A 24,625-nucleotide genomic window follows, 5' to 3' on the forward strand; every position below is an offset into this window, starting at 1 on the left:
GCCCACATTGGAAGGAACAATTCTGAATGGCGGAAGCAGGCGGACCGGCCAATCAGGCCGGAATTTTCTTCCAGAACACGATAGCGGCCTTATATCTCGGCCGGATGGTGGACCTTCGGCCCCGTGCAAGACGGGATCGAGTCTTGCATGTGCGCGTGGAAGCACCTGAAGCCGTCGACGACATTGTGGTGCTACTTGGAGATGGATCGCGACGCTACATCCAGGCGAAGCGTTCGATCGACGTTTCATCCGACGCCTGGGACCGCGTATGGCAGCAGTTCTGGGAGCAACTGGCTCGGCCTGCGACGGCACTTGAGGATCGCCTGCTTTTGGCTTTTGGAGAGCCGTCAAAAATAGCTGCGGACCTGGAAGAATGCTGCCGCCGAACAACCGACGCCGTAGACCACGAAGAATACATTACGAAGCGGCTCAACGAAGGGCAACGCGCGCTGTTCTCCAAGATCGAAACCGCACTCGCGGATTACGCCGTCACCGCCGACGACATTCGCGCGTTGCTTTCGCGCGTCGATGTGGAAGTCTATTCTCACGCCTTGATAGAGCGTGATCATGCACCGTTATGGATGCCGGATTCAAACCGGGATCCCTCGTCGTTGCTCGCTCTACTCCGCGACATGGTCGGCGGGGCGTCAATCGTACGGGGAACCTTCGAGGCTGCAAGGCTCCTGGAGCGGTTAAGGAGCGGGGGAGTGGTGATCGGCGAGCCCAAAGGATGGGGTGCCGATAGCTACCGCGCCGTCTTGACAGGCAAGGCCGTGATTGAGGTTCCCGGTACCGGCGTCGTCAAGCCAATCGACGAAACGTTCATCTGGCCCCGCGCTCATCGGTACGATCGTTCACATCGCGCAGACTTCGATGATGAGGTACCGAATCCCTGGTATGGCATCCGGCCGGACTCTGTGGACTTGTCGAATTTTCCGTCGGCCGGGTTCGACCGCGTCGTGGTCGTATCGGGCCCTGGATTCGGCAAGAGCACCTTGAGCCTGTCGTTGGCCAAATCCGCGGCAGCGCGCGGACTACTTCCCGCGATCATCTCCATTCATGAACTGTCAAAGCAAGAAGGCGGCGTCGGCCGTTTTCTTCAGGATCAGCTCAATGCGGAGTTCGAAGTCTCCGTTGATTGGACCAGGGCCGCGGAAACGGGGCTACTGGTGCTCTTCTTCGACGGGCTAGACGAAGTCTCGATCGACCGTCGCGCCGTCATGCTCGAGCGTGTCAAGACTTTCTCCCTACGCTATCCGGCCGTGCCGTGGCTTCTGACTGTTCGCGACGCCGCGGCGCTGGCGGCGCCGACGGACGCATTGCTTGTTGAATTGGACGCGTTGGATACCAACGATATCGGCAGGTATATTTCCTTCTATCGCCCGAACGAGGCCAGCTTTAGAGAACGATTGCAGCAAGCCTTCACAGCTCGTCCCGATCTGGAGCGGCTGACCCGCATCCCGCTTTTTCTCGCCATCCTGCTCTGTTCGGGTCTTGAAGTGAGCGAACTTCCGTCGAAGCGGACCGAGTTGCTCGAGGTTTATCTTGGCCTGCTGTTCCGTCCGGAGCAGTTCAAGGGAGCGGTCAATGCCGGGGTCGACCCGGCCGCGCTACGGCCTATCGCAGAGTTGATCGCTTACGATTCTTTAGAGCGCGAAGAGATCGGCGTGGACGTGCGGCGTTTGGAGGCCTCAGTTCGAAACGCTCTCGGAGCAGGCCAGTCCGTGCAGCCCGCGCTAGACAGGCTGATCACATGCGGCGTGCTCCGCCCGAGTGGACCCGCTCGTTTCGTGTTGTCCATTCCCTGTGGTCCAGGAATACCTCGCTGCGTGTTACATACTGGATTTTCGCATGGAAGGAATCTCCGGGCGACTGTCCTCGGCATCGAAGAGGCCGTGGGCACAGACGTTGCAGTTCGTGCTCGAACGGCATCCGCATCCGATTCCGCTGGTCACAAACTTCCTGGCGCAGGAAGACGACGCATTCGGTACCGGGATGCGCCTCATGGCCCGCTGTGCCGCGAATGGTATGAGCGTGACGCCGTCGCAGAAAACTGAACTCACGCGACGATTGTGTCGACTATGGCCTTCAGCCGCTTGGCGGCTGCGTGATCGAATCGGAGCGCTGATTGCTGCCGCCTTCTGTGATCCAATGATTCCTGAATTGCGCGCGTTGTTGTCCAACCGTTGGCTCCTGCACCATGGGGCCGGGACCATCGTCGCACAGATCAAAACCCCGGATCTGACCCGTTCGATCCTCGCGGATTTTCTTGCCGGAGATATCGATCATCTACTCAATCTTGCCGAGATGCAGCCTGCAGTGATCGCGCTCGGTAATGAAGCTCTCGACATGTATGTCACTCGTGCCCGTCGCGACGGTGCGTCCGAAAAGGACCTAGAGGCTATATCTTCGCTCATCGGCCATTTAGATCCGACACAGCTATCCGACGAATGTCTGCTGGCGGTCGCGCTTGATGAGCGCTTGCCGATCTACATGCGTCTGGAAGCTTTCGGCCTTCGTTCCACGCCGGTGGACCCTCGAGCGATGCCGCTCGTCAAGACCGCGCTGGGAATGCCGGGATATCACACGCGCTCCGCCGCCATCGAAGTCATCATGAAGCTGAAGGATCCGGTCCCGTCTCTGAGGGACGCCTTGATGCGGTCCGACCTGGAGATGAAGGAGAAGCTTGACCTTTTGGACTATCTGCCGCGTAGACATCTCTCGGCACAAAAGGCCGAAATCTGTCGAACTCTCGCTCAAGAAGACGGCATTCCTGGCGAATTACGCCGGCGACTATCGATCTTTGCAGCACGATATGGCGACGCGGATTCGATGTGCGCCTTGGTCGCGGCAGCGGATCGGCTGCCGATCAAGGATCTCCGCGCGACGATTGCGATCTTCGGTCATCATCGGTCCCGATCGCTGGTCGAGACCTTGATACGACGCCTCAAGGAACGCACTTTCTCTCCATCAGATAGGGCGCGATTGACCAGCAGCATCGTACTTGGAATGACAGCGCTTTTTCAAATGGACGTGTTCGAGGGAGGGGTCATCGATGCTGCGCCGCTGCACCCGGGCGCTGACCTCTTCCAGCCGCTGTTGGAGGAGTGGGCGGTCATGGAAGACTATGACCCGATCGACGGGCTAAACTTGGCCGGGGGATTTGCGCGATTCGGATCCGACGCCGCCTTGTCGGCGATCGAACGGAGATTGAAGCAGGTGCTTGGTTCGAGCGATATCGATCTTTTAGATTCTGACACGGCAACACATGTTGGGCATGCACTGACGACGTTGCGTGAAAGACAGCGTCTTCTGCCACTTCCATTTCTCGAGAGAGTGGTCGCCCGATGTTCTTACAACGGAGCATCCGGAGCCGTCTCTATGATCGCCGCGCACGGCACGCAAACTGCGCTCGATGTATTGCTGGAAATCCACACGGGCGCTACCGCCTCGCTCAAGGGAGCGGTTATGGATTCGTTAGAAACGCTGGCGGGCCGGTTGGGCGTACGAATTCGGCTGACCGGCAACGGCAGACTTGAAGCAGCAACCATTTGAAGTGGCGAGAAATCGAAGGTACTACTAGGAAGTGCGATAGACCTCCCGTCGTTCGTGGCGTCACAAAGCAGTCGTTCTATCCTTGATTGGAAGGCCGCTTTATGGTCCTTGGTCCTTCGTCCTAGGACAATGGACGGCAGCGAATCTATATGAAAAGTCAAGACCTTGTTATATTGCTGAAGCTCCTGAACCTTGAGCAGGCCAAAAAAGAGGGCGATGCGCATCCTGGGAGGCTGCGCATCAGGATGACCCGTACTCAGTACGCAGCCTGGAATCAGCCCTTGGTATCAGCAAGACAGAGGTCAATGCCTCGATCAACCGGAGCGTTTCGTCGGGCCTTGCGGTCAAGATCGGGAATCCGGCCAGGCAAAGCCCAACCGCCGCAATCTCTATAATTTCGTAGTGCACGGATTGAAGTTCGTTTTCCCGGCTAAACCGGGTGCGATGACCCGGGGCATCCTCACCGCCTTTGCGGCCGCCCCGCTTAAAAATCTTCTGATCAGCGCAGGAGAGTACATTTACGCCTGGCCGTACGCCAAAGGCAAAGACATGGGGCAGGCGGTAGACCCGCTGTTCAAAAGCGTACCCCAGGCCGTTCAAAAAGACGATCGTCTGTATGAGTATCTGGCCCTTATCGACGGTGTCCGGCTTGGAAATCAAAGGGAGGCTGGGCTCGCGACCGAGCGTCTATCGGAAAGGCTTCTCAGAAAATGACCACCGTCAAAGGCCAATTGCTTCAAATGTTGCAAACGGTCGCGCAGTCTCTGGGAGATGAACTGCGCGCGCGGCTGGTGTTTGTTGGCGGTTCTACAACAGCCCTTTTCATGACGGACGAGATCGTGCTCGAAGGCGTTCGGACAACCGATGACGTGGATCTCATCGTTGATCTCGTTGGACATGCGCAATAGGCTCAACTGCAAGACCAGTTGCGTCAGAAGGGGTTCGTGGAATCTCCGGAAGACGAGGTCATTTGCCGCATGCGGCTCGGCGAACTCAAAGTCGATTTCATGCCGGATGATCAAAGCATTCTCGGCTTTAGCAATAGCTGGTACGCATCGAGACGGCGGTCACGTGTCCCCTGAGCGAGGCACTGAACATCAAGCGCCTCACGCCGGAACTGTTCGTGGCGACAAAGTTGAAACATATCTCGGCCGCGGCAACGATGATCTGCTAGTGTTCTGACTCATTCATTTGCATCCGGCTTTAGCGATCGCGAGCGCTTTTTTGGCTCTGCGGTGCTTTGCAAGGATGGATTTGGCGCTGGCGGTCCACTTGAAGGGCTTTGGGTTTTGGTTTCGATGCTCGATCCACTCGTCAATCGTGGTCTTGAGTTCGGTGACGTCGTTGAAGGTTCCTCGCCGGATGCGCTGGCGAGTGATTTCGGCGAACAGCCGCTCGACGAGGTTGAGCCAGGAACAGGATGTCGGCGTGAAGTGCAGTGTGAAGCGTTTGTGTCGCGCCAACCAGCGCTTAACGGCCGGCGTCTTGTGGGTGGCGTAGTTGTCGAGGATCAGGTGCAGATCGAGATGCGCGGGCGTCTGGCGGTCGATGGTTTTCAGGAACGACAGGAACTCGTCTGCCCGATGGCGCGCCAGACATTCGCCAATGACCGTACCGGCCGCCACATCGAGCGCGGCGAAGAGCGTTGTGGTGCCGTTGCGCTTGTAATCATGGGTCATTGTGCCGGCACGGCCCTTTTTCAAGGGCAAGCCCGGCTGCGTGCGGTCGAGTGCCTGGATTTGGCTCTTCTCATCGACGGAAAGCACCAGCGCCTTCTCCGGCGGATCGACGTACAGGCCGACGATGTCCTCGACCTTCGCGACGAAGTCGGGATCGTTGGAGATCTTGAAGCTGCGCACGAGATGCGGCTTGAGGCCGTGTTCGGCCCAGATGCGCTGCACGCTCGTGTGGCTGATGCCCATTTCTTCCGCCATCGATCGCACGCTCCAGTGCGTGGCATTGGCGGGGCGTTCCTTCACGGTCTTCTCGACGACCTTGAGCTTCATGGCAGCGCTGAGTGGCTTTCGGCCAGGCGGCTTGGAGCGGCCCTTGACCAGACCACCGATGCCGGCCTCCGCAAAATAGTCCTGCCAGCGCCAGACGGTGGTCTTCGAAACCCCGACCTCACGCATAATCGCCACGACACCATGTCCGTCCGCCGTCATCAGCACGATCCTCGCTCGCTTAGCGATCTTCTGAGCCGTGTTTCCATCGGTGAGCAGATGCTCCAGTTCCCCTGCGAACCTTGCGATCAAGTACAATCAAGTCATTTCCCATGCCGCGAGTGAATCATGTTCGCGACAAGTTGGGATTCAAATGTCAGTGACAGAACACTAGCAGCCGTGACATCGAGGATATCCTTCTCGTCGTTGACGGGCGAGAGGAACTCGTGGCTGGAAATCCAAAACGCAGACGATGATGTTCGCTGCTACATTGCAGAGAAGTTCAAAGCGCCCTTAGGTCATGAGGAACTTGATCATTTTCTCGAAGGCAATATCAAGGGACCTGAAGGCCGGGTCGATATTGTACGAGAGCGCTTTGTCACCATAAGCCAGAGCGATGCTGGCGAGCGAGAGGGGAATGGAGATCAACTGGCGCAGTGAGCAAGGAAAGAGGACGCGCGATAACCGGGATTGCGGGGGAGTCGGAGTGCGCGCCGATGCCGTGTTATGTCTCCTTCTCGACGGTTCAACCTCTGGCCAACAAGCGATGACCCTGCCCGCCAGATTATCCGCGATGTCGTAGACTGGTATGTCGCCACAGACGAAGCCGCAACGCCAGAAAGCCTCAGCGCGCAATTGCGTCGCACTCATCGCAGTTTATCTCTGCGATTTCCACGGGACAGCGCGAGCTACGTGCTCGCTCTTATAGCGAACGCAGGGGCGGCGCTCGTTCTGCACGCTGGCGATTGCCTGTTAGGAAGCCGCGAGCAAAGCGGCGGGGTCCATTGGTTCACCAAGCCGCATACGCTGCCCAATCCGATAGGTGAAGTTCCGTTTGACGAGATTGCCAGGAGTCCTGCCAGGAACCGGCTGACACGAGGCTTCCGAGCGAGGGAGTTCATTCCGGCTGAGGTAAACAAAATCACAGCAGAGCCGGGCAAATCATTTCTCCAGCTTGAGTTTGTCCTGGTATACGCCAATCCGCTTCTTCGCTCGCTCAATGACGTCACCGAAGTGGAGCAGTTCAAAATAGGTCTCACCCAACGCTGCGGAGTGCGAGGGTCCAAAACGGCGCTCGATTGAAACCATCCCAGGCCGACTGAAAACGGAGTCCAAGTTCCGCTCAGACGCAGTGGATTGACAGTGTCGCCGATGAGATATCCATAAAATCTCCTCAGCCGGCCTCCTGACTTCGCCGCGAGCAAATGAGCGTACTCTGAAAGGTCGCCGACATGCCCGTCCATCGATACTCCCGGGGCCTTGAATTCGACGATGATGGCTGAACCTTCTTTGCTGAACAGAGCAATGTCTGGCCGCTTGCTGCCGTTGTCATCCGCGCGCTTGGCAAGCAGCTTCTGAAGTTCCTGGTCGATATCACTTTCGAAAACACTTTCGTTGTCATTCCAGCGGATGCTTGATAGCCTCACGTCTGAGGCAATGTAACCGTAGTAATGGTATTCCTCACTTATGGCGGATCCCCTCGACCGATAATTTTCGGGAATAGTAGCTTGCTTGAAGATTTTGGTGGCGGCTGTTGCTGAGGGGGAAATCGTTTCTCGCTCCGAGACCAGGAAATCCATAAGCGGCGATGCACAGCGTTGCGTGATGGTGGAAGCCGCGCCAACCCCGCCCCTCGAAGTGGCCAAGCCCGACCTCCTGTTTGAGTTCGTGGTAGTCGCGCTCAATGCGCCAGCGCAGCTTGGTGATATCGACCAGCTGACGAAACCCAATGTTGGCCGGAAGCGTAGAAAACCAATATTTGGTCGGTGCTGCCTCGCCCTCTGGCCATTCGATCAGCAGCCATTCCTCCGGCCGGCTTTCGGCGAGCCAGTAATCTCGATGTGCCGGACGGACGCGCACACGAGCAAAGCGCGAAGACAAGCGTTCTGCCGTACCCTCACGCCGTGGCGCGCCCTCTTCGTGGGCAATCTCTCCGAAGGCGTCCATAGCATTGAGCTCCAGCTCGACATCCCTTCTGGAATATTAATCGCATATTACGTTGTTCACATCGAATTATTCACTGACTGTCATCCAACTGTAGCGGTCCGGGTTTTGAAGCTCCTAGTCATCGGCGGCCGATGGAACGAGAGAAGCGATCTAGGTCGCGTTCGCCGCGAGTTTGCATGACGATATGGAAGAACCGATTTGGAATCCGAATTCGTTGACAGCATCTGACCACGCAGCTCGCGCAGCTCTTCAGCTGGCGATCTCGGATCGTGATCTTCTGATGTCAGGGGCCATCGGGATATCGACTGCACTCCTCATCCTGCCCGTACCCGGGTCGGCCTCCTTTTTCGTCGTCACACGTCGCGGCGCAGGCATTCGTGTCTCTGGGCGCCGTGAAAGTGTGGACCCAGCGAGGGCCCGGTCACGCTATGAGGTGCTGCCGAAGCGGTTGCGGACCGTGAATGCGAGCGCTCCGTTGAGGGTGTCGCACCGGATCGCGATGTCTGGGGCTCTCTCTGAGCCTCTCATGAGCTCCACGCCGGGCCCCGGATCGACGAGCGAACTCATCTGCAAATCGTTCATGGTGACTGAGGAAGATGGTGACCGACGGTGCTGTTCGCCGGAGGTCATTCGCGGCACGTCCGCGGATGCACTGCACGAGTGATCCCCTTGAGCGTCATATCACGACAGATGCAATCACAAACGATGGAATGACCACATGTCTAGAGATAATCAGACCCGAACGGCGCCTATTAGCCTTGAACGGTCAACTCCACCGGCGTCCGCGAACCTGAAAGAGACAGTCAAAGAGGGCCTGCGTGCACTCAGTGACTCAACGGAGATCCAAAACGGTGTAAGACAGCATCGGTTTTCTGGAACGGAAGCGGACAAAGTCTATGCGGCGAACTGGCTGGCCTCGCGCTTCGAAACGGCTGTGGATCCGGAACGGATCATCCTCACCAATGGTGCCCAGAACGCGATGGTTCTTGCCCTCGCGTCTGTCGCCGCGCCGGGCGATACGATCCTGACGGAAGCACTCACCTACTACGGTTTTCGGAAACATGCGCATCTTCAGGGCATCCGGACCGAAACAATAGCGATGGATGACGATGGCGCCGAACCTGAGGGCATTAGAGACGGCATGCCGCAAGTTCGCGCCCAAAGCACTTTTTCTGATGCCGACGGTCCACAACCCGACGACGATTGTCATGTCGCTCGAGCGGCGGCAACAGATCGTTCAAATCGCAAGGCGATATGGAGTGCGCATCATCGAAGATGATGTGTATGGAGTGCTCCCGGCGAGTGTTCCAGCTCCCTTTGGGGCGTTGGCGCCTGAGTTAACATGGCATATCACCAGTTTTGCCAAATGCGTCGGCCCCGGTGTTCGGGTTGGCTACCTCGTGGCGCCTCATGGAAAGGCGGCGCAAACAACGCTAGACCGCTTCTACGGTATGTCGACCTGGTTTCCCGCGTCTTTCTCTGTCGAACTGGTGAACTTCTGGCTCGCCAATGGTTCGATGGAAAAGATCGTAGCCGGCGTCAGAGAAGAAGCGGTCGCCAGACAGAGGATTGCCACGCAATGGCTCACTGGCATCCCATTTCGGACCAGGCCAGATGCGCTCTTTCTTTGGGTCGATCTTAAGGGGATCATCGATCAGGACGAACTGGTTGCGCAATGCGCTTCAAGACACGTGACCATCCGGCCTGGGCGGATTTTTGCATCTGATCCGACGTTGTCTCTAAACCATGTCCGTCTTGTCATCGGCAGCCCCGAGAGCCGCGATGAGTTGGAGGCGGCGATGGCCGTGGTGGGAGGTTTGCTCCAAGCTGCCCGGGGTTCAGGATGTATGGCGGGCGTTCGCTGATGTATCGCGATCACCGTTTCATTGTTGTAAGCTTTGATGGCTTGCGCCCGGACCTGATTGGCCCGGAATTGACCCCTCATCTTTGGCGCATGAAGGCGGCCGGGGTGACGCTGGCGAAGCATCGCACCGTCTATCCGAGCGAAACCCGATCCGCTTTCCCGAGCCTTGTCACCGGCGCCACGACCAACCGGCATGGCATGGTCGGCAACAAATACCTCGATCGAGCCGTGACCCCGCCGCGCTACATCGACACGTCCGATGCGGTTCTGCTCCGCCGGCTCGATGTCGAGAGCGGCGGCCGGCTTTATTCGGCGCCATCGCTCGGCGAGATCTTGGCGGGGAACAGGCGGAGCCTCGCGGTCCTCGCCACCAATACGCCGGGTACCACCCGGCTGTTCCACCACAAGGCCGAGGATTTCGGCCATGTTCGTCTGTCCGGTCATTTTCGCGAGGCCTGTACGCCGGGCGATGTGCTCACCGAAATCGAAACCCGTGTCGGTCCGTTACCTCCAGCTCCGCCCAAAATCGAGCCGGATCGCACCGGACAGGAGTGGATTACGTCCGCCTTTCTCGATGTTGTTTGGCCGAAATATCGTCCCGAGGTCACGATCCTTTCCTATGGCGAGCCGGACGTCACCTCGCATTTCCACGGCACGGGTGCCGGAGCGACGCGCTCCATCATTGCTCATTGCGACCGCCAGTTTGGTCGTGTGCTCGACTGGTGGGAGGCCGAAGGAAAGCGGGCTGGGGTTCAGATTTTCGCGATCTCGGACCACGGCCATATCACCGGCCATACGCGTGTCTCAGTTGCCAACAGCCTGCGTGCGGCAGGGTTCAACCCCGGCACGGCGCCGTCTCCCGATGTTGATGTGGTGGTGGTGCCAGGCCAGGTGGGCGCTCTCTATCTTGCTGATCCGGATCAGGCGAACGTCGCGCGGCTGGTTGCGGCCCTTACATCCGAGCCATGGTGCGGGCCGGTGTTCACGCATGCGAAGGACGACGTCAATGGCATCGCCGCCGGGAGCCTCTCAAACCGCCTGGTTTTCGCGGATCATCCCCGTGCGCCGGACGTCGCGTTTTGCTTCCGCGCCGACGATACCGTTGACCCGTTCGGCCTCGTAGGTGGCACCTTCTATGACAACGACCGCCGGGCGGGTCTCGGCCTTCACGGCGGGCTCCATCCGAAGGAGCTCGCAGCAGTCGGTCTCATCGCGGGATCAGTTTTTCCGAACGCCGGATGCGCATCTTTCCTTGCGTCAGGGATTTGCGATATCGCACCGACAATTCTCTATCTGCTCGGCATTGATGCACCGCATATGATGAGCGGACGGGTGCTCCATGAACTGCTGCGGCCGTCCGAGGCCTTCGATATTCCTGTACGCGAGGAGAGCTTCGAGACGCGTCTCGGAGACTACACGCAGTTGCTCCGGCGCGAGCACGTCGGCCCAGCCTGTTACATTGCCGGCGGTTGGAATTTTTGTTGAAGTACCGGGCCGCATGGGGTCAACGCCAAGCGCCCATCGCGGATCATGTGAATGTGTCTGACCCTGCCCTCATTCGTTGAGCAATGGATCAATGCGATCAACAGGAGCAGGACGGGCGATAGTGGCCTTGAGCTGTTGGCAACGCTACGCCAAGGCGCTGTCCTCTGGAACTCAGTTGAGGTCAGCGTATCCGTCTAATTGTCGCAGACGGCGCGAAGCCATGCCTTGGATGTCGCCGGTCTCTTCAGGTTCGTGTTATGCAGCCGCTGGAAGCACATCTCGCCTGCAAGCTGCCGCTGGCAGCCGGATGGTGCGTAGCACGGGAAGGCCAGGCCAGCGGCGTTGTGGCACCGACGCAGACCGGTTGATCATTATCGATGTCCAAAGGACCAGAAGCGCGACAGCATAAGTTGGCGCGTGATCGGCATGTCGACGCTGAGTAGGCATCGAGCGCAGGGACGTTGAGCTGACGAATCACGGCTCCTGCCCATGTCGCATGAGTGCCGGAAGGTTCGAAATGAGTTTAGACGTCGGTCGTGAGAGCTCTGCACGGGCGTTCGCTTCGCTTCCGTTTTGTCGTGCGGACGCGTGCACCAAGGGGGCCACAGAGTCACTTTCCCTTGGCTAGGCGAGGGGGCAGCGAAGCGCCGGCCGATGTACGGTCAATTCGCTGTTGTCGCCGCGCGCTCGGACTGCATTTGGCCGAGGTAGATTTCCAGCGTCGCGAGCTATGGCCTGACGATACGTGTCGCGCCTTGTTCGATTGCGATCTCCACCAAGGCCTTCACCGCTTTACGCGTTGCTCCTTCGACACATTCTCTTACCAAACACCAGACGGCATCGTATACGCGCAACCTCACATCGAATTATTCGATGTTCGTCATCCGGCTGTAGCAGCCCGATCTTTTAAAGGTCCCGCATAACAGCGGACACGTCCAAACGGGATAGGCGATCTCATTGCCGTGCTCAGCAACGCTTCATGATGGGGGAGTGACGGCGATGGCATCTGTATTGATTGACAGGATCGTTAAGAACTATGGCCCGACGCCCGTCTTGCGTGATGTCTCACTGTCGATAGCGGACGGTGAGTTCTTGACGCTGCTCGGACCCTCGGGGTGTGGGAAGTCAACGCTCTTGCGCGTGCTGGCAGGGCTCGAGGCGCAGGATGCAGGGTCGATTTTGATCGGCGGACGGGTGGTCGACGGCCTCAGGCCGAAGCGGCGGGACGTGGCGATGGTGTTCCAGTCCTACGCCCTCTATCCGCATATGACGGTCGCTTCCAACATTGCACTGCCGCTGCGGATGCGGCAGCTCACGGCCATCCAGAGGCTTCTCTTTGTCGGCTGCCTGCTTCCAGGAAGGGCGCGGACCGCTGCCGAAATCGACGTCGAAGTCACCCGTACCGCCAAGTCGCTAGGCATCGGCCATCTGCTGACCCGCAAACCGGGGCAGCTCTCCGGCGGCCAGCGCCAGCGCGTGGCGGTCGGCCGGGCAATGGTGCGCCATCCGGCTGTCTTTCTGATGGACGAGCCGCTGTCCAACCTCGACGCTAAGCTGCGTGTGCAGATGCGCGCCGAGATCAAGGAACTGCACCAGCGTCTCGGTAGCACCTTCGTCTACGTCACCCATGATCAGGCCGAGGCCATGACGCTGTCCGACCGGGTCGCGGTGATGCTCGACGGCGAGTTGCTGCAGGTCGCTCCGCCGCAGGACATCTATGGCGATCCTGACGATCGACGCGTCGCAGAATTCATCGGCTCGCCCAAGATCAACATACTCGACGGCGCGATGCGCGAACGCGGCCTGATCGACGTGGCCGGATCGACACTCAAGATCGATGCGGCTGCACTCCCCGGTATGCATCTCAGCCTCGGAATCCGCTCCGAGGCTTTTCATCTCGCAGACCAGGGCGGGCAGGGCGCGCTGACCGGTTCGGTTCGCATGATCGAACATATGGGCTCCGATCTGTTCGTCCATCTCGATTTGGCGGGCCCCGACCAGCCGCTGGTGGCGAGGCTTCCTGCCGAATGCGCGCCTCGTATCGCCTCCGGACAGACCTTGCATGTCGGCGTCAGGCCGGACCGGGTGCTTCTCTTTACCCGCGATGGACGGCGTTTGCGCGGGCAAGTGGAATCCAGCCGGGCATTGGTCACGCCGCTCCGGGAGGTCGCTCGATGAGAGGGCCTCGTGCGATTTCTGGCGCCTGCGGCGAACTCTCCTCGGCCTGTGGTGCTCAAACATTTCGATCTCCCGCCGCCTCCCGGGCGCGCAGTCGTGGCCTTCGCGAAGCCCTGGCGGCTTGGATCTTGGCCGGGCCGGCAGTCTTCTTTCTGCTCATGCTCTTCTGCCTGCCCGTGATCGGCGTCTTTGTCATCGCGCTCACCGACTGGCAGTTCGGCGCGCCGAAGCTATCCTTCGTCGGACTCGACAACTTCCGCGAGGTCATTGCCGACGAGGGATTTAGGACCTCGCTTCGCAATACCGTCATCTACGTGCTGATCGTCGTGCCGGGCACTGTCAGCCTCGGTCTTCTGATCGCTCTCCTGATCGAAAGCGGCAAGTCCTGCCGCTCCCTGTACCGCGCCGTTCACTTTTTGCCCTTTATGGCGACGATGTCGGCCATGGCGATCGCCTGGGAGGCGCTGCTGCATCCGACGATCGGTCTTGTCAACCAGACATTGTCTGCAATCGGCCTGCCGGCCCCCAACTGGCTGCGCGACGAGCACACCGTTCTGACGGCGCTCGCCGCGATAGGCATATGGCAGAATCTCGGCTTCGCAATGGTGCTGTTCCTGGCGGGCCTCAAGAGCATCCCCCAGGACATCTACGATGCGGCCGACGTCGACGGTGCGGACCTGTGGCTGGACCGCCTGCGCACCGTCACGCTGCCGATGCTCGGCCCGGTCTCGATGTTCGTTGTCATCGTTGTGGCGCTGAGGGCGTTCGCTTCCTTCGACACCGTAAAAGTGCTTACGCAAGGCGGCCCGGGTCACGCCTCCGAAATGCTGCTCTACACGCTGTATCGCGAGAGTTTCGAGTATCTGCGCACCGGATATGGCGCCGCAATCGCCGTCGTCTTTCTGGCCATCGTCGTGACCCTCACCCTCGTTCAGGCCCACCTCATGGACAGGAAGGTGCACTACCAATGAGCACCAGAGCGCTTCGCACTTGCCTGTTGTCGCCGGCCGCGGTCTTCCGGCATGCCGCTCTGCTCGCCACCGGCGCGCTCATCCTCGTGCCTTTCGTCTGGATGGTGTCGCTGTCAATCAAGCCGCCGTGGCGAGATCTTCCGGACCAGCTTTTCCTTCTGGCCCGCCCAGTTCTACGGGCTCGAGAACTACACAAAGGCGCTGACCCAGGCGCCGCTTCCGCGCTACCTGGGTAACGGCTTCATCGTCTCCGCGTTGATCCTGGCACTGCAAATCCTTGTCTGTGCCCCGTGCGCCTACGCGCTCGCCAAGCTCCGCTTTCCCGGTCGTGGTGCGCTCTTCGGCCTGGTGCTGATCGGCCTCCTCCTGCCGCATCAGGTGCTTTCGCTGCCGCTCTTCATCCTCGGTTATCAGCTCGGCGTCCTCAATACCTATGCGGCGCTCGTCTTGCCCTATGTGGTCTCGCCGTTCGGCATCTTCCTGTTCCGGCAGTTCTTTAAGACCATTCCTGATGACGTGGTCCACGCCGCGCGGCTCGATGGTCTGTCCGAAATTGCAATCGTGTGGACAATCATGGTGCCAATGGCATTGCCCGCCGTGATCGCCTTCGCAACTTTCTCGATCGTCTCGCATTGGAACGATCTGTTCTGGCCGCTGATCGCGGTGCACGATCAATCACTGATGCCGCCGCCGCTCGGCATCATGGCCTTCAAGAGCGAGGAGGCCGGCACCGACTACGGCCCGCTCATGGCCGCAGCAACACTCGTCGTCCTGCCCCTCATCGTCGCCTTCCTCGCCGCACAGCGTTGGTTCGTCGAAGGTTTGGCGGAAGGGGCAATCAAGTAACAGAAAAAGCCTCGCTGAAGTCGGCGAACACCGCCGCAAAGCGTAGCGCGCCCTCAGAATCCGCTGCGGCGAGGAATACAGAATATTCCCCAAAATGGAGAACGGCAGATGTGGCCCTCTATGAAAATGATTGTCGTCGCCTCCGTCGCTACAGCACTTGTTGGAGCCATAACGAGTCCGGCGAACGCAGAGGACGGCAGAACGTTAAGGGTAACCGCAGCCTCCTCCGACCTTAACGCCATGTGGGTCGAACTCGCGAGAACCTTCGAGAAGGAACATCCCGGCGTCAACGTCGAACTGGATAATTCGAACAGAGGCTACGATGACCTCGTTCAGGCAACTCTGCGCGCTTCGCTCACAGGTTCGTTGCCGGACGTGTCGTTCCAGGGCGCCAATCGTCTGCGGATCTACACGGATCGAAACCTTGCCGTTCCGCTCAACCGTTTCCTGAATGCCGACACGAGTGACAGCCGCAAGGCGCTGTCACCAGCTGTTGCAAAAATCGGAGCGTCCAAGGGTGATACCTATGCACTAGGCTTCGGCGTCGCTGAGCCTGTCGTCTTCTACAATCTCGACCTCCTCGCCAAAACTGGCGCTGATCCTTCTCACCTCCCGACGACCTGGGACGAGATCATCAGACTTGGCTCGAGTATCACAAAGCTGGGCGAGGGGAATGTAGGACTTATTTTTCAGTACGATAGTGAGGATTTTTTCTGGGACGCTCTGCTTTTTAGTCAAAATGCGGCGATGATGAACTCTGATGAAAGCAAGATATCTTTCGATGGCCCGGAAGGCCTGAAGGCGTTGGAGATCATCAAGGGAATCGGAGAATCGGGACAAGCTTCAGTTGACATGTCGAAAGACCAGGCTCGCTCTCTGTTTGCCGCCGGGAAGGTCGGCATCATTTTCGACTCCAATTCAAATCAGCTGCGTTTTGAAGAGGACAGCAAGAGCAAATTCAAGCTGGCTGTCGGCAGGTTTCCGCTGATGGCACCGAACGGGACACTTCCCGCGGCCGGATCGATCGCAATGATGTTTGCGACCAAACCCGAGCAACAGAAACTCGCGTGGGAGTTCATGAAGTTTGCGAGCGGGCCAGCCGGACAGAAAATTGTAGCACTTAAATCCGGATGGCTGCCGGCGAACGACTTCGCTACCCGCGATTCAAAAGAGCTCTCCGATCACTTTGCTAAGAATGCAAACTATAAGGCCAGCCTCGATCAGCTACCCATTCTTCAGGGTTGGTACGCTTTTCCAGGAGAGAACGCGGCAAAAGTGACCAGGGTCATCGTGGACGCTATGCGCTCTGTCATCACGCTTCAGAAGCCGCCCGAAGCGGGGCTCCAGGCAATGGCGTCCCAAGCTCGAAAGCTGCTCGGCGTCAAATGAGTGTTCAAGCTTAGCAAGCGAATGGAAACGATGGTTGGTGCAGGCCTTTATCCGGACGAGAGATATGGGATGGCTTGCGCCATCCCGTATATCGAATGGAGCCGTCCTGGGAAAAAAGAGTCCGCCTTGGTACTCTTTTTGACCGGCGGTGGTCATTTGGGGCGGATTTCGTATGGTTATCCTGACGGTGACCCCAGGGATTTTCTCGCCTACTGGCTAACTCTGATGGGGTACAATTTGGTTGTGCCATCGCCTCCGATCGAACACCCTCTGTTCAACTCTCCTGTTCCCGGACTGGACATCACAACCTGGTCGGAAGTCCTGATCGATCTGGTGGAGGCGAAGCTACAAGCATGGAAGCTGAGGCCGCGTGTCCTGGTCGTCGGCTGGAGTATGGCCGGTAGATTTATTTCGCGTCTGGCTGCCACGGCCTCGACCAGAGGCATTACCGTGGAGGCATTCGTAAGCCTGGCGGCAACGCCGCCGCTTCCAGGTCTCTCACCCGTGAATCTCGACGAAACACCACTATCGAGGCATGGCTTTCGATCCTTCCTCGGCCCATCCGGGACGGACGCCCTTACGTCAGTCAATCGATCCTGGCTGGCTTCTCTATCGGAACAGGATTGCCTGGAGGGGAGATCAATCATTCCGTCTGAGGTATACTTCAAAGAGTTCGTTGGTAACTCACCGTTGAACCTGCACGGTGAAGCTCACCGCTGGCGCAATGAGCGGATGCAACATTCCCTGTCAGATGCGGCGAAGGATGTTCTGGCCATGGAATTTCAAGGTGCTCCGCTATGCGCAGCCATCATTCCGACTGCATCGAGTGATAGGCACCACCTGTTAACGGATCAGGCCAACTGGTCGTTCTTCAATGCCAACGTGATCGCGGCTCGCGCCGCCTCATTCGCCCCCAACGCTCTAGATAAGGTCCGGGCGGTCGTCGAGTCGTTGCCGCAGCGGTTGTCGCGAGAGGCAGTTGGAGGACATTTCTTCTTCGTTGGCGCGAAGGGAGCCCGCGCCGCCGCGCAGGCAATCCTTGCACTTCATACCGAAGCGCTCGTTGTCGAGTCTGAACTGAAAAGCTGCTCGTGCAGAGACCAGTGTGAGCCGTAGCTCGAAGGGAGCCCGTTCAATTCCCGCAATGAATATCGAGCGGCAGCGGCGGGAGAGCAATCCCGCAATGCTGGATGCAGCGTTGCTGCTGTTGATCCAAGCCACCGAGCGCCCGAGTGCGCTTTGCTTTCGGCGGACTCTCATGTGGTTGACGCGGACTGCCGTAAGCCGCTCTCTTCAACGTTGCCACGCCATTTCGTTTGACTTGATTCGTTTGCGGCAATGATCGAACCAAGGCGTTTGCTACGCATTCAGAATGACGGACTATTGCCGATCGAGCCAAACGAAAGTCGAAAGGAAGTGCTCATGTTTGGTGCCAATCTTGGCGGCAGCGCTGTCGCCGGTGATTGAGCAACAAAGCGGCGGCAGGCGGCATCGGTAAAGCGCGGCTCCAAGCGTCCGCTGCAGTTTTCCGATTACTGGGGCTTGCTGGTATGCACAAAGAGCGTCGGGCTGAGATATCATTGAGCGACGGGTAGGGCGATCGTCACCTCTGCTGACCACGGAAACTCGACCGTTCCATCCGTTGCAGCATATCGCTCAAAGAGCAAGCGGTGCCATCTCATCGTATCTTCCAGGCCGCTTATCTCGACAATCTTCTTAGTGTCGCTACGGGACAAACTCAGGCCCTCGAACTGCTCCCATGTTAACAGGTCGTTCCAATAGAGTGCGAAATGGCGGACCTTGCGAAACAGAGATGATGATTTCAGCTCATGCACGAAATTGGCAGGTGCATAGTGTCCGTCGCTGCCCTCAAAGCCACCCATCACGAACACCAGGAATGTACGTCTCGTGGTAACGCTCGTAGTCTCGAAGCATCTCGCTTCTATCCAAATCCCTTCGGATCATGAGCACCGCGATAAGCCCTGATGGACCCAGGACCCGGTTTGCCTCCGCATAGAACTTGGGTCGATCAAACCACGTTGCGGCGCTCGCTGCTGTCACCAGTGAAATCGTTCCGGCCTCGGCTGGAAGCCGTTCCGCGCTGCCTGGCACGTGCTTGATATTCTCGATGCCCGCAGATCTGGAGACGGCTTTCTGACGCATATCGGCGTTCGGTTCGAGGGCTATAACGTTAGCATAACGAGGCAACAGCCTCGCCAGTTGTCTTGTAAAGATTCCTGTGCCACTGCCGATATCGAGCACAGAGAGAGCGCAAAGTCCCGCAGGCCTCGCGCGCTCCGCAACGAAGCCGACTATTTCATCCGGATAATGAGGCCGATAGCTATCATACGCATCAGCAAGCCCAGTGTAGGAAGAGTGCGTGTCCGCCGGTTGACTGCGCATCTCTCACCTCCGGTCGCTTGTTGCGGAACGAGAAGAGCCCGCTTGGATGGATGCGCCGCAGCTCCTGCGATGGTCTCCTAGGCACCGTTTAGAACAGCAACGGTACTTGGACCTGCGAGGCCGATCCGGCCGTCTCCGGGGCGGCTTGCCGCAACAAATCCGCCGCTTGTCGAAGTCGGATGGCCGGGCAGCGCTTTGCGGAGCGGTTGTTTGCGCTCCTCGGGGGCTACACATGAAGAACGTCCCGGTTCTGTTACAAGTTCATCACGCGACAGCAGAGTTACGTTGATGGAAGACTCGTCCGCAACCAAATGCCGCAGCGCAGAGCCACAGCCTCTCTGGTCGTCTCAATGGTTCACATACGTCTTATCTAGATCGACTACCCACGTCGGTAGTTGATTGGGATGCGAATTGCTTCATCTACTGCGTCAGGAGTTCCGATCAGGCGTGTCAGGGAATGTCCAAAAGAACGCTCAGCGCGCGGCCAGAGACCTGTCAATTGAACCATCTTGGTGGATTAATGCTGTCTTACAGCGCGTCGCGCGTCCTTGGGAGCGGGCGGCGCGTGACAAAGTTTGATATCTCTCGCATTTTGCGGCCGCGGGGTTCTTGAGCGCGAGGAGGCGAGTTTGGATCCTGGAGTTGGTAGGCAGCGTGGCTGGCGACCGTCAGAGGCCGCGGGTCGCTTCGGTCGCTTCGGTCAGGGAATATGAAGACCTCTTTGACCATATTGGTCTTCGCGAGTCGCTTGGTACGCCTCTTCAGCGAGCGCAGTCCTGCGGTTCATTTTGATCAGTCCAACTCGTTTCTGAAGGCTATTGCGAAGGCAGTCAAACAGGCGAGTCCAGAACGTGGATAGTCCTGAACTGGCAAGCATAGCGTTGTCTCATTGCACTGTTTACCTCAATTGGAATCGCCAAAGATGAATCGTCAACATAGGGAGCCAATCAGCCTTATAAGAACCACGCCGCCGACACCAGACTGGATGGGGGCGGAGTTGTCGAGAACGCTGCTTGAGATATCTGAACGAAGCGATGTCGCCACACTGTTGAGGTATCACCGCTTTCGCGGCACGGAATCTGATCGTCAAGCGGGAGCGGTTTGGCTTGCCAAGCGCCTCGGGGTTGCGCCGTCGATTGACCGGATCATCGTCACGAACGGAACTCAGAGTGGCCTCCTCATCACACTGGTGAACGTGGTCGGTAGCGGCAATGTGCTGCTGACAGAATGCTTGAGCTATTACGGAGTGCGGCGGATTGCCGGCTTCCTAAACATTTCCGTCAAGGGCATCGCGATGGATGACGACGGAGCGGTGCCGGAGGCGTTCGAGGATGCGTGCAGAAAGCTCAATCCCAAAGCGTTATTTCTTACGCCGACGCTTCATAACCCGACGACTATCACGATGTCGCATGCTCGGCGGCTCGCGCTCGTGGATGTCGCAAGGCGATATGGCGTCGTGATTATTGAAGACGATGTTTACGGGCTGCTCCCACCGGAAGCGCCGCCTCCGATCAGCGCGTTAGCGCCGGACATCACTTGGTACGCCGCAGGCCTTGCCAAGTGCATTGGCCCTGGTTTGAAGATTGCCTATCTCTTGATGCCGTCCCGTGAGGCAGCCACAAGCGCGTTTGATCGTTTTCAGACGACCTCCACGTGGCATGTCACACCCCTGTCTGCGTTGGTCGCTCAAAGCTGGATTGCCGATGGCACCGCTGCGAAAGTGCTGCTCGCCGTACGCAGTGAAGCGGTAGCGCGGCAGGAAATGGCTGCGAAGTTGCTCATTCATGCAACCTATCTGGCCAAGCCGGAGTCACTACATATGTGGCTGACTCTTCCGCGCAGATGGACGCAGCGGAGCTTCGTCGCAGCGGCAGCCGAGACTGGAGTACTGGTTCGATCCGGAAGCATGTTCGCGCTCGATGAAGAGACGTCCCCCAAGGCCATTCGTATCGTCATAGGTAGCCCCGAAACTCGTACCAGCCTTGGAGAAGCGCTGACTGCGCTCTGCCCCCTTGTGCAGGAGTAACTCGCTCGGAAATCGGAGACCGGCTCGAGTGCCGATCGAGCGTTTCGATATTGCGAAGTCGCAGCAGGATATGCTCTGCCTCGAGCCGCTCAAGGCTAATCAACACGGGTGAGGGCGATCATCCAGAAATGCCTGCTGGTAGAACGAAAAGCCCATGTCATGCTCATCCCGGACAAACGAAACGGCCCGGTTTGCGGTCTCGCCGCCGGGCGAACCCGAACTGAGCCTGGTCCTCAATTCGTCGGCTATCAGCGACCTTGGTTCATTAGCGCGGTTGCCATCGGTGTTGCTCGAAGGCGTAAACTGGATTGAGACGGCAATAGCCACCTGTACCGGATGCTGTGGCCATGCACTGGCCATAGGTCGAGAACTGGCAAGTGCCAGGATATCCCCAGGCACGCCCTTGCAGACAATAGATGTCTTGTATGGCGGGAAGCACGTATTCCGCACGATCTCGGGCATCGGCGGTCGAATGCGATCCAAAGCCGGCCAGGACGGAAACTGCGATCGCAATTATGAACTGAAGGTAGCGCATGGACGCCTCCATATCCGTAATCTTATTCCCTATAACTTTTATTGAAGCCCAAACGGTCCGAATTGTACATTCACACCTTGGTCAAGTCGGAATGTCCGGCCGCGGTCTGCAGGCTGCAGATCTCTTAGGGGGCGCGTTCTCTTCGACTGAAGGCAGAAACAAGCAGGCTCGAGCAGAGCACGGAGCCGCAATCAGTGACGCGAAGCCGGCAACAACATCATTTGTTGGACGGCATAAGAGAGAGGATCAAGTGCTCGCACCGTTGACGGGTTAATTGTAGCCGCTGACGCAGGGACTATGCATTATTCCATCTGCGGACAATGAGATGGCGCATTTTGCCGCGACTTTTGCAATCCGCGGCGCAGGTATACCGCGGTCGTGACCGCTCCGCTGATCCTGAGCCTGCGTGAGGGCGTTCTGCTCCCACAGAGTTTAAATGAGAGCTTGGTCTATTCTTGAGAGAGACAGGATTGCGCTGTCGCAAATGTCGCCCCGCCAAAATCGGCAGCCGAGCTGCGGGTTGGCGAACTTCGCGAGAAAGTTCAAAAATGGACATGACAAACTCTAGGTAGTTATTGTATGGTTCTACCATCTTTTGAGAAATGCCCGTTTCCTTCTTCGACGTCATTTGCCTTCAGGCAAACGCTGTTCTGATCTTCTCGCGCCTAGCTGCCGAATTGATGAGCGCTCCCCACTTATAGGTGGGTGGGCGAAGTGTTTTCTGTTCATTGCACGGAGCGTCACAAATGTCCCTCAAGAGCGTACTTTCCTTCATGTTGTTCCTTGCGGTGGCTTTTGGTGCCCCGGCTTCCTCGCAAGCTGCAAAAGTGGGTGAAGCGTGCGGTGGCTTCGGTGGGATCAAGTGTGATCGGGGACTTTGGTGCGATCCAACGCCTGGCCAATGTGGCTTCGCTGATGCATCGGGCGTATGCGTCAAGGTCGGTCAGTTGTGCCCACAATCGCGTGCGAAATCGGTGATCCCAGTGTGCGGTTGTGACGGAAAAACTTACAACAATGATTGCGAGCGGCAGAAGAAGCACGTCGGTAAGAAGAACGACGGAAGCTGTTAATGCGGATCCGCGTCTCGTCAACGACGCGCGGCCGCCCTTAATAACGCTCAGTAGGCTTGCGTGGCTCACGTAGCCACGATCGTTATCAGATATTTTTCGCGGATGAGGGCAAGATGATTTCAGCAAAGATAATTGGAGCATGTAGTGCACTTCTAGTTTTTGGAGCGGCTAACTGTGCCGTTGCCGCCGATCTTCGTGTCTATCGCCCCGATGGCAGTTTGCAATGCAACGAAGGCGAGGCCCGTACTCTCGATCAAGACAAGGCCGTGCTGGAAAGTCTTGGAGCTCACGTTATTGGCCAAGAAAAGAAGCAGTTGCCGTTCAAGATCATCCAAATGTGCGGGGCTCCGACCGGGCAGGCCAACACCTACGTGATCAGCGAAGCCGATTGGGAAAAGATCCGGCGCGGATTTGTCGGTCCAGCGAAGTTCGGACTATGGATATTCGAATCAAAGACTGCTGTTGTCTACAAATATGACGGAACCATCCTTTGTGCCGAAGGCACTGGGATCAAGCTTGACGAGATGGCCAAAGAGCTCACGCGCGCCGGAATTGCAATTGTCAGTCAAAAGAAGGCCGCTGACGGGTTGATGCACATACAGCTGTGCGGATCGATCACGGGCAGCGTGAACGCCTACGAGATTGCATCTTCCGACTTGCAGAAAGCGCTGGATCTCGGCTTCTCTTATTTGATCACGCCTCAAACAGCGCCATCCATTGTCGGCGAACCGGCTTCCAAGAAAAAGGCGCTTGCTGCACCTGCCGCGCGAAACGGAAGTTGGCCCTTGCCTTGGCCATTCCCGTGGTAGGCGCGTCCATTCTGATGTGCGTTGTTGAAGGAGAAAGAGCGATGTTCATTCATCCTACGATGGCTTTGGTCTTCGCCGTAAGCATGTTTAGCGTTGGCTTTGCGTCTGCTGATCAGCGCACCGATAGATTGTCGCGTATCAGGATCGCTCAGGAAAAGACCACTTGCCCGCAGGTCATACATTGCGGAACCAAGAACGGGGTGGTCAAAGAGTATCCCACCCGCTGTGCCGCAGAGGAAGATGGAGCTACGAATATCGCGCCAAAGACGGGCCCCACGTGCCCAGCGGCGCAATAGAAAAGCGCCGAGCGCTGCCGCGATTGTCGGGTCCGGCTGTGATGCGGGTGGGATTCCAGGCTTGTGCGCCTCGGAGCGATTGGCCGGATACACGCATGAAAGCCTTCGCAGCCATGAAATAGGGCGCGATTACGATCAGCAAGGCGATGACCACACTCGACGAAAGCGGGGCTCACATAGACCGTAAGCGTAGCGCCGAGGCCCTTCAGATTGTTTGTGCGCAGTCCTGGCAGCACCGTTAGAAGAGTCATCTTCGGCAAGGGTGCTCACAATGGACGACCATTCGGACGACATAAGACGACCGTTGTCGCCGCGTATCGAAGTGTATGCTGGCGTAGGTCGAAAGCACTGGCCGGATGATTTGAAGGCACAGATTGTCGCGGAAAGCCTCGAGCCAGGCGCGGTTGTAACAGATATCGCACGCCGCCATGGCTGCCGGCCACAGCAGGTGCATGACTGGCGGCGCCGGGCGCGTTTAGGTCAATTGGTGCTGCCGGCTTCGGCGGACACAATATCATTCGTGCCTTTGGTCTCGGAAGCGTCGCTACCGGCGGCTGCGGAGCCCTCCGGATCGCCGGAAGCAGCCGCTGTTACGGTCGAGTTCCTGGGTGCACGGGTGGAGGTGCGCGGAACGCCCGGCCTTGCTGTGTTGAGTGATGTGTTTTTGGCGCTCCGACGGACACGTTCATGCTGACGACACCCGCGAGCCTCATGATTTACGTTGCGACCCAACCTGTGGACTTCAGAAAGGGTGCGGAAGGCTTGGCGCTCTTGGCGAAGGAGACGCTGGGCCATGACCCAATGAAGGGCGTGGCGGTGGTCTTCCGTGCAAAACGCGCCGATCGGGTGAAGATTGTCGTCTGGGATGGCAGCGGCCTTGTGATGTACTGGAAGCGGCTCGATGGCAGCGGCTTCAAATGGCCTCCCATTGCGGCCGGCGTTATGCGGATGAACGCCGCGCAGCTGTCCGCGCTTTTGGCCGGCATGGATTGGACACGCATGCACGCGCCTCGAATCCCGCAGCCGAAAGCACTTGCGTAGGAAATAAAATCTTCGCTGCATCGGGGCGCGAAGCATGGCAGACTCGGG

General features: G+C 58.2%; 22 protein-coding genes and 2 pseudogenes. 19 read left to right on the plus strand and 5 right to left on the minus strand.

Annotation, left to right across the window (positions count from 1 at the left end; genetic code table 11):
* The first annotated feature begins 26 nt into the window (after positions 1–26).
* The 4 genes from ACVWW1_RS41255 (at position 27) to ACVWW1_RS41270 (ending at position 4,463) form a co-directional block, all read left to right on the plus strand.
* Positions 27–2,057 carry an NACHT domain-containing protein gene (locus ACVWW1_RS41255; protein ID WP_456659846.1) on the plus strand — a complete coding sequence of 677 codons (2,031 nt, stop codon included), beginning with the start codon at positions 27–29 and terminating at the stop codon, positions 2,055–2,057.
* Positions 2,005–3,555 (plus strand): hypothetical protein, encoded by a 1,551-nt coding sequence (locus tag ACVWW1_RS41260; protein ID WP_456659847.1) that lies wholly within the window; start codon positions 2,005–2,007, stop codon positions 3,553–3,555. Before ACVWW1_RS41255 ends, ACVWW1_RS41260 begins: the two co-directional genes overlap by 53 nt.
* 444 nt (positions 3,556–3,999) lie before the next feature.
* On the plus strand, positions 4,000–4,269 hold the full coding sequence (locus ACVWW1_RS41265; protein WP_456659848.1) for a hypothetical protein: 270 nt from the start codon (positions 4,000–4,002) through the stop codon (positions 4,267–4,269).
* Positions 4,266–4,463, plus strand: a complete 198-nt coding sequence (locus ACVWW1_RS41270; RefSeq protein WP_456659849.1) for a hypothetical protein — start codon at positions 4,266–4,268, stop codon at positions 4,461–4,463. Before ACVWW1_RS41265 ends, ACVWW1_RS41270 begins: the two co-directional genes overlap by 4 nt.
* A 279-nt stretch (positions 4,464–4,742) precedes the next feature.
* Here ACVWW1_RS41270 and ACVWW1_RS41275 read toward each other — a convergent pair whose 3' ends face one another.
* Complete coding sequence (locus tag ACVWW1_RS41275; protein WP_456659850.1) at positions 4,743–5,816, minus strand: IS630 family transposase; 1,074 nt, start codon at positions 5,814–5,816, stop codon at positions 4,743–4,745.
* A gap of 30 nt (positions 5,817–5,846) precedes the next feature.
* Here ACVWW1_RS41275 and ACVWW1_RS41280 point away from each other — a divergent pair, with 30 nt between their 5' ends.
* Positions 5,847–6,158, plus strand: a complete 312-nt coding sequence (locus ACVWW1_RS41280; protein ID WP_456659851.1) for a hypothetical protein — start codon at positions 5,847–5,849, stop codon at positions 6,156–6,158.
* Between the two features lie 66 nt (positions 6,159–6,224).
* On the plus strand, positions 6,225–6,800 hold the full coding sequence (locus ACVWW1_RS41285; protein ID WP_456659852.1) for a hypothetical protein: 576 nt from the start codon (positions 6,225–6,227) through the stop codon (positions 6,798–6,800).
* Between the two features lie 489 nt (positions 6,801–7,289).
* Here ACVWW1_RS41285 and ACVWW1_RS41290 read toward each other — a convergent pair.
* Positions 7,290–7,619, minus strand: a pseudogene (locus tag ACVWW1_RS41290) (transposase); the annotation flags it as partial.
* Positions 7,620–8,382: 763 nt separating this feature from the next.
* Here ACVWW1_RS41290 and ACVWW1_RS41295 point away from each other — a divergent pair.
* The 8 genes and pseudogenes from ACVWW1_RS41295 to ACVWW1_RS41330 all read left to right on the plus strand — a co-directional run bounded on the left by ACVWW1_RS41295 (position 8,383) and on the right by ACVWW1_RS41330 (position 17,513).
* Positions 8,383–8,943, plus strand: a complete 561-nt coding sequence (locus ACVWW1_RS41295) for an aminotransferase class I/II-fold pyridoxal phosphate-dependent enzyme (protein ID WP_456659853.1) — start codon at positions 8,383–8,385, stop codon at positions 8,941–8,943.
* Positions 8,840–9,529, plus strand: coding sequence for an aminotransferase class I/II-fold pyridoxal phosphate-dependent enzyme (locus tag ACVWW1_RS41300; RefSeq protein ID WP_456659854.1), 690 nt, complete (start codon positions 8,840–8,842; stop codon positions 9,527–9,529). Before ACVWW1_RS41295 ends, ACVWW1_RS41300 begins: the two co-directional genes overlap by 104 nt.
* Positions 9,529–11,013 (plus strand): alkaline phosphatase family protein, encoded by a 1,485-nt coding sequence (locus tag ACVWW1_RS41305; RefSeq protein WP_456659855.1) that lies wholly within the window; start codon positions 9,529–9,531, stop codon positions 11,011–11,013. Before ACVWW1_RS41300 ends, ACVWW1_RS41305 begins: the two co-directional genes overlap by 1 nt.
* Positions 11,014–12,012: 999 nt before the next feature.
* A complete protein-coding gene (locus ACVWW1_RS41310; protein WP_456659856.1) occupies positions 12,013–13,191 on the plus strand; it encodes an ABC transporter ATP-binding protein in 1,179 nt (392 codons plus the stop codon).
* Between the two features lie 158 nt (positions 13,192–13,349).
* Entirely contained in the window at positions 13,350–14,162 is an 813-nt protein-coding gene (locus ACVWW1_RS41315; RefSeq protein ID WP_456660796.1) for a carbohydrate ABC transporter permease, read from the plus strand.
* Positions 14,159–15,008: pseudogene (locus tag ACVWW1_RS41320) on the plus strand (carbohydrate ABC transporter permease). The gene ACVWW1_RS41315 and the pseudogene ACVWW1_RS41320 overlap by 4 nt, the downstream one beginning before the upstream one ends.
* Before the next feature lie 120 nt (positions 15,009–15,128).
* The gene (locus tag ACVWW1_RS41325) at positions 15,129–16,397 is read left to right on the plus strand and encodes an extracellular solute-binding protein (protein ID WP_456659857.1); all 1,269 of its coding nucleotides are present in this window, start codon (positions 15,129–15,131) and stop codon (positions 16,395–16,397) included.
* Positions 16,398–17,513, plus strand: coding sequence for an alpha/beta fold hydrolase (locus tag ACVWW1_RS41330; protein ID WP_429034040.1), 1,116 nt, complete (start codon positions 16,398–16,400; stop codon positions 17,511–17,513).
* Positions 17,514–17,974: 461 nt separating this feature from the next.
* Here the strand turns inward: ACVWW1_RS41330 and ACVWW1_RS41335 are convergent, their stop codons facing one another.
* The gene (locus tag ACVWW1_RS41335) at positions 17,975–18,280 is read right to left on the minus strand and encodes a hypothetical protein (RefSeq protein ID WP_456659858.1); all 306 of its coding nucleotides are present in this window, start codon (positions 18,278–18,280) and stop codon (positions 17,975–17,977) included.
* Positions 18,267–18,800 carry a class I SAM-dependent methyltransferase gene (locus ACVWW1_RS41340; protein ID WP_456659859.1) on the minus strand — a complete coding sequence of 178 codons (534 nt, stop codon included), beginning with the start codon at positions 18,798–18,800 and terminating at the stop codon, positions 18,267–18,269. Before ACVWW1_RS41340 ends, ACVWW1_RS41335 begins: the two co-directional genes overlap by 14 nt.
* A gap of 997 nt (positions 18,801–19,797) precedes the next feature.
* On the opposite strand from ACVWW1_RS41340, the gene ACVWW1_RS41345 reads away from it, so the two are divergent.
* Positions 19,798–20,826 (plus strand): aminotransferase-like domain-containing protein, encoded by a 1,029-nt coding sequence (locus tag ACVWW1_RS41345; protein ID WP_456659860.1) that lies wholly within the window; start codon positions 19,798–19,800, stop codon positions 20,824–20,826.
* Positions 20,827–21,091: 265 nt separating this feature from the next.
* Here ACVWW1_RS41345 and ACVWW1_RS41350 read toward each other — a convergent pair whose 3' ends face one another.
* A complete protein-coding gene (locus ACVWW1_RS41350) occupies positions 21,092–21,361 on the minus strand; it encodes a DUF3551 domain-containing protein (RefSeq protein WP_429034044.1) in 270 nt (89 codons plus the stop codon).
* A 746-nt stretch (positions 21,362–22,107) separates the two neighbouring features.
* Between ACVWW1_RS41350 and ACVWW1_RS41355 the strand changes: the two genes are divergently transcribed.
* The 4 genes from ACVWW1_RS41355 to tnpB all read left to right on the plus strand — a co-directional run bounded on the left by ACVWW1_RS41355 (position 22,108) and on the right by tnpB (position 24,577).
* Positions 22,108–22,431 carry a Kazal-type serine protease inhibitor family protein gene (locus ACVWW1_RS41355; RefSeq protein ID WP_429032543.1) on the plus strand — a complete coding sequence of 108 codons (324 nt, stop codon included), beginning with the start codon at positions 22,108–22,110 and terminating at the stop codon, positions 22,429–22,431.
* 113 nt (positions 22,432–22,544) lie between these two features.
* Positions 22,545–23,240 carry a hypothetical protein gene (locus ACVWW1_RS41360; RefSeq protein WP_456659861.1) on the plus strand — a complete coding sequence of 232 codons (696 nt, stop codon included), beginning with the start codon at positions 22,545–22,547 and terminating at the stop codon, positions 23,238–23,240.
* A gap of 567 nt (positions 23,241–23,807) precedes the next feature.
* Entirely contained in the window at positions 23,808–24,230 is a 423-nt protein-coding gene (tnpA, locus tag ACVWW1_RS41365) for an IS66-like element accessory protein TnpA (protein WP_456659862.1), read from the plus strand.
* A complete protein-coding gene (tnpB, locus tag ACVWW1_RS41370; protein WP_456659863.1) occupies positions 24,224–24,577 on the plus strand; it encodes an IS66 family insertion sequence element accessory protein TnpB in 354 nt (117 codons plus the stop codon). Before tnpA ends, tnpB begins: the two co-directional genes overlap by 7 nt.
* Positions 24,578–24,625 lie beyond the last annotated feature (48 nt).

The organism is Bradyrhizobium sp. JR3.5 (assembly GCF_054057015.1).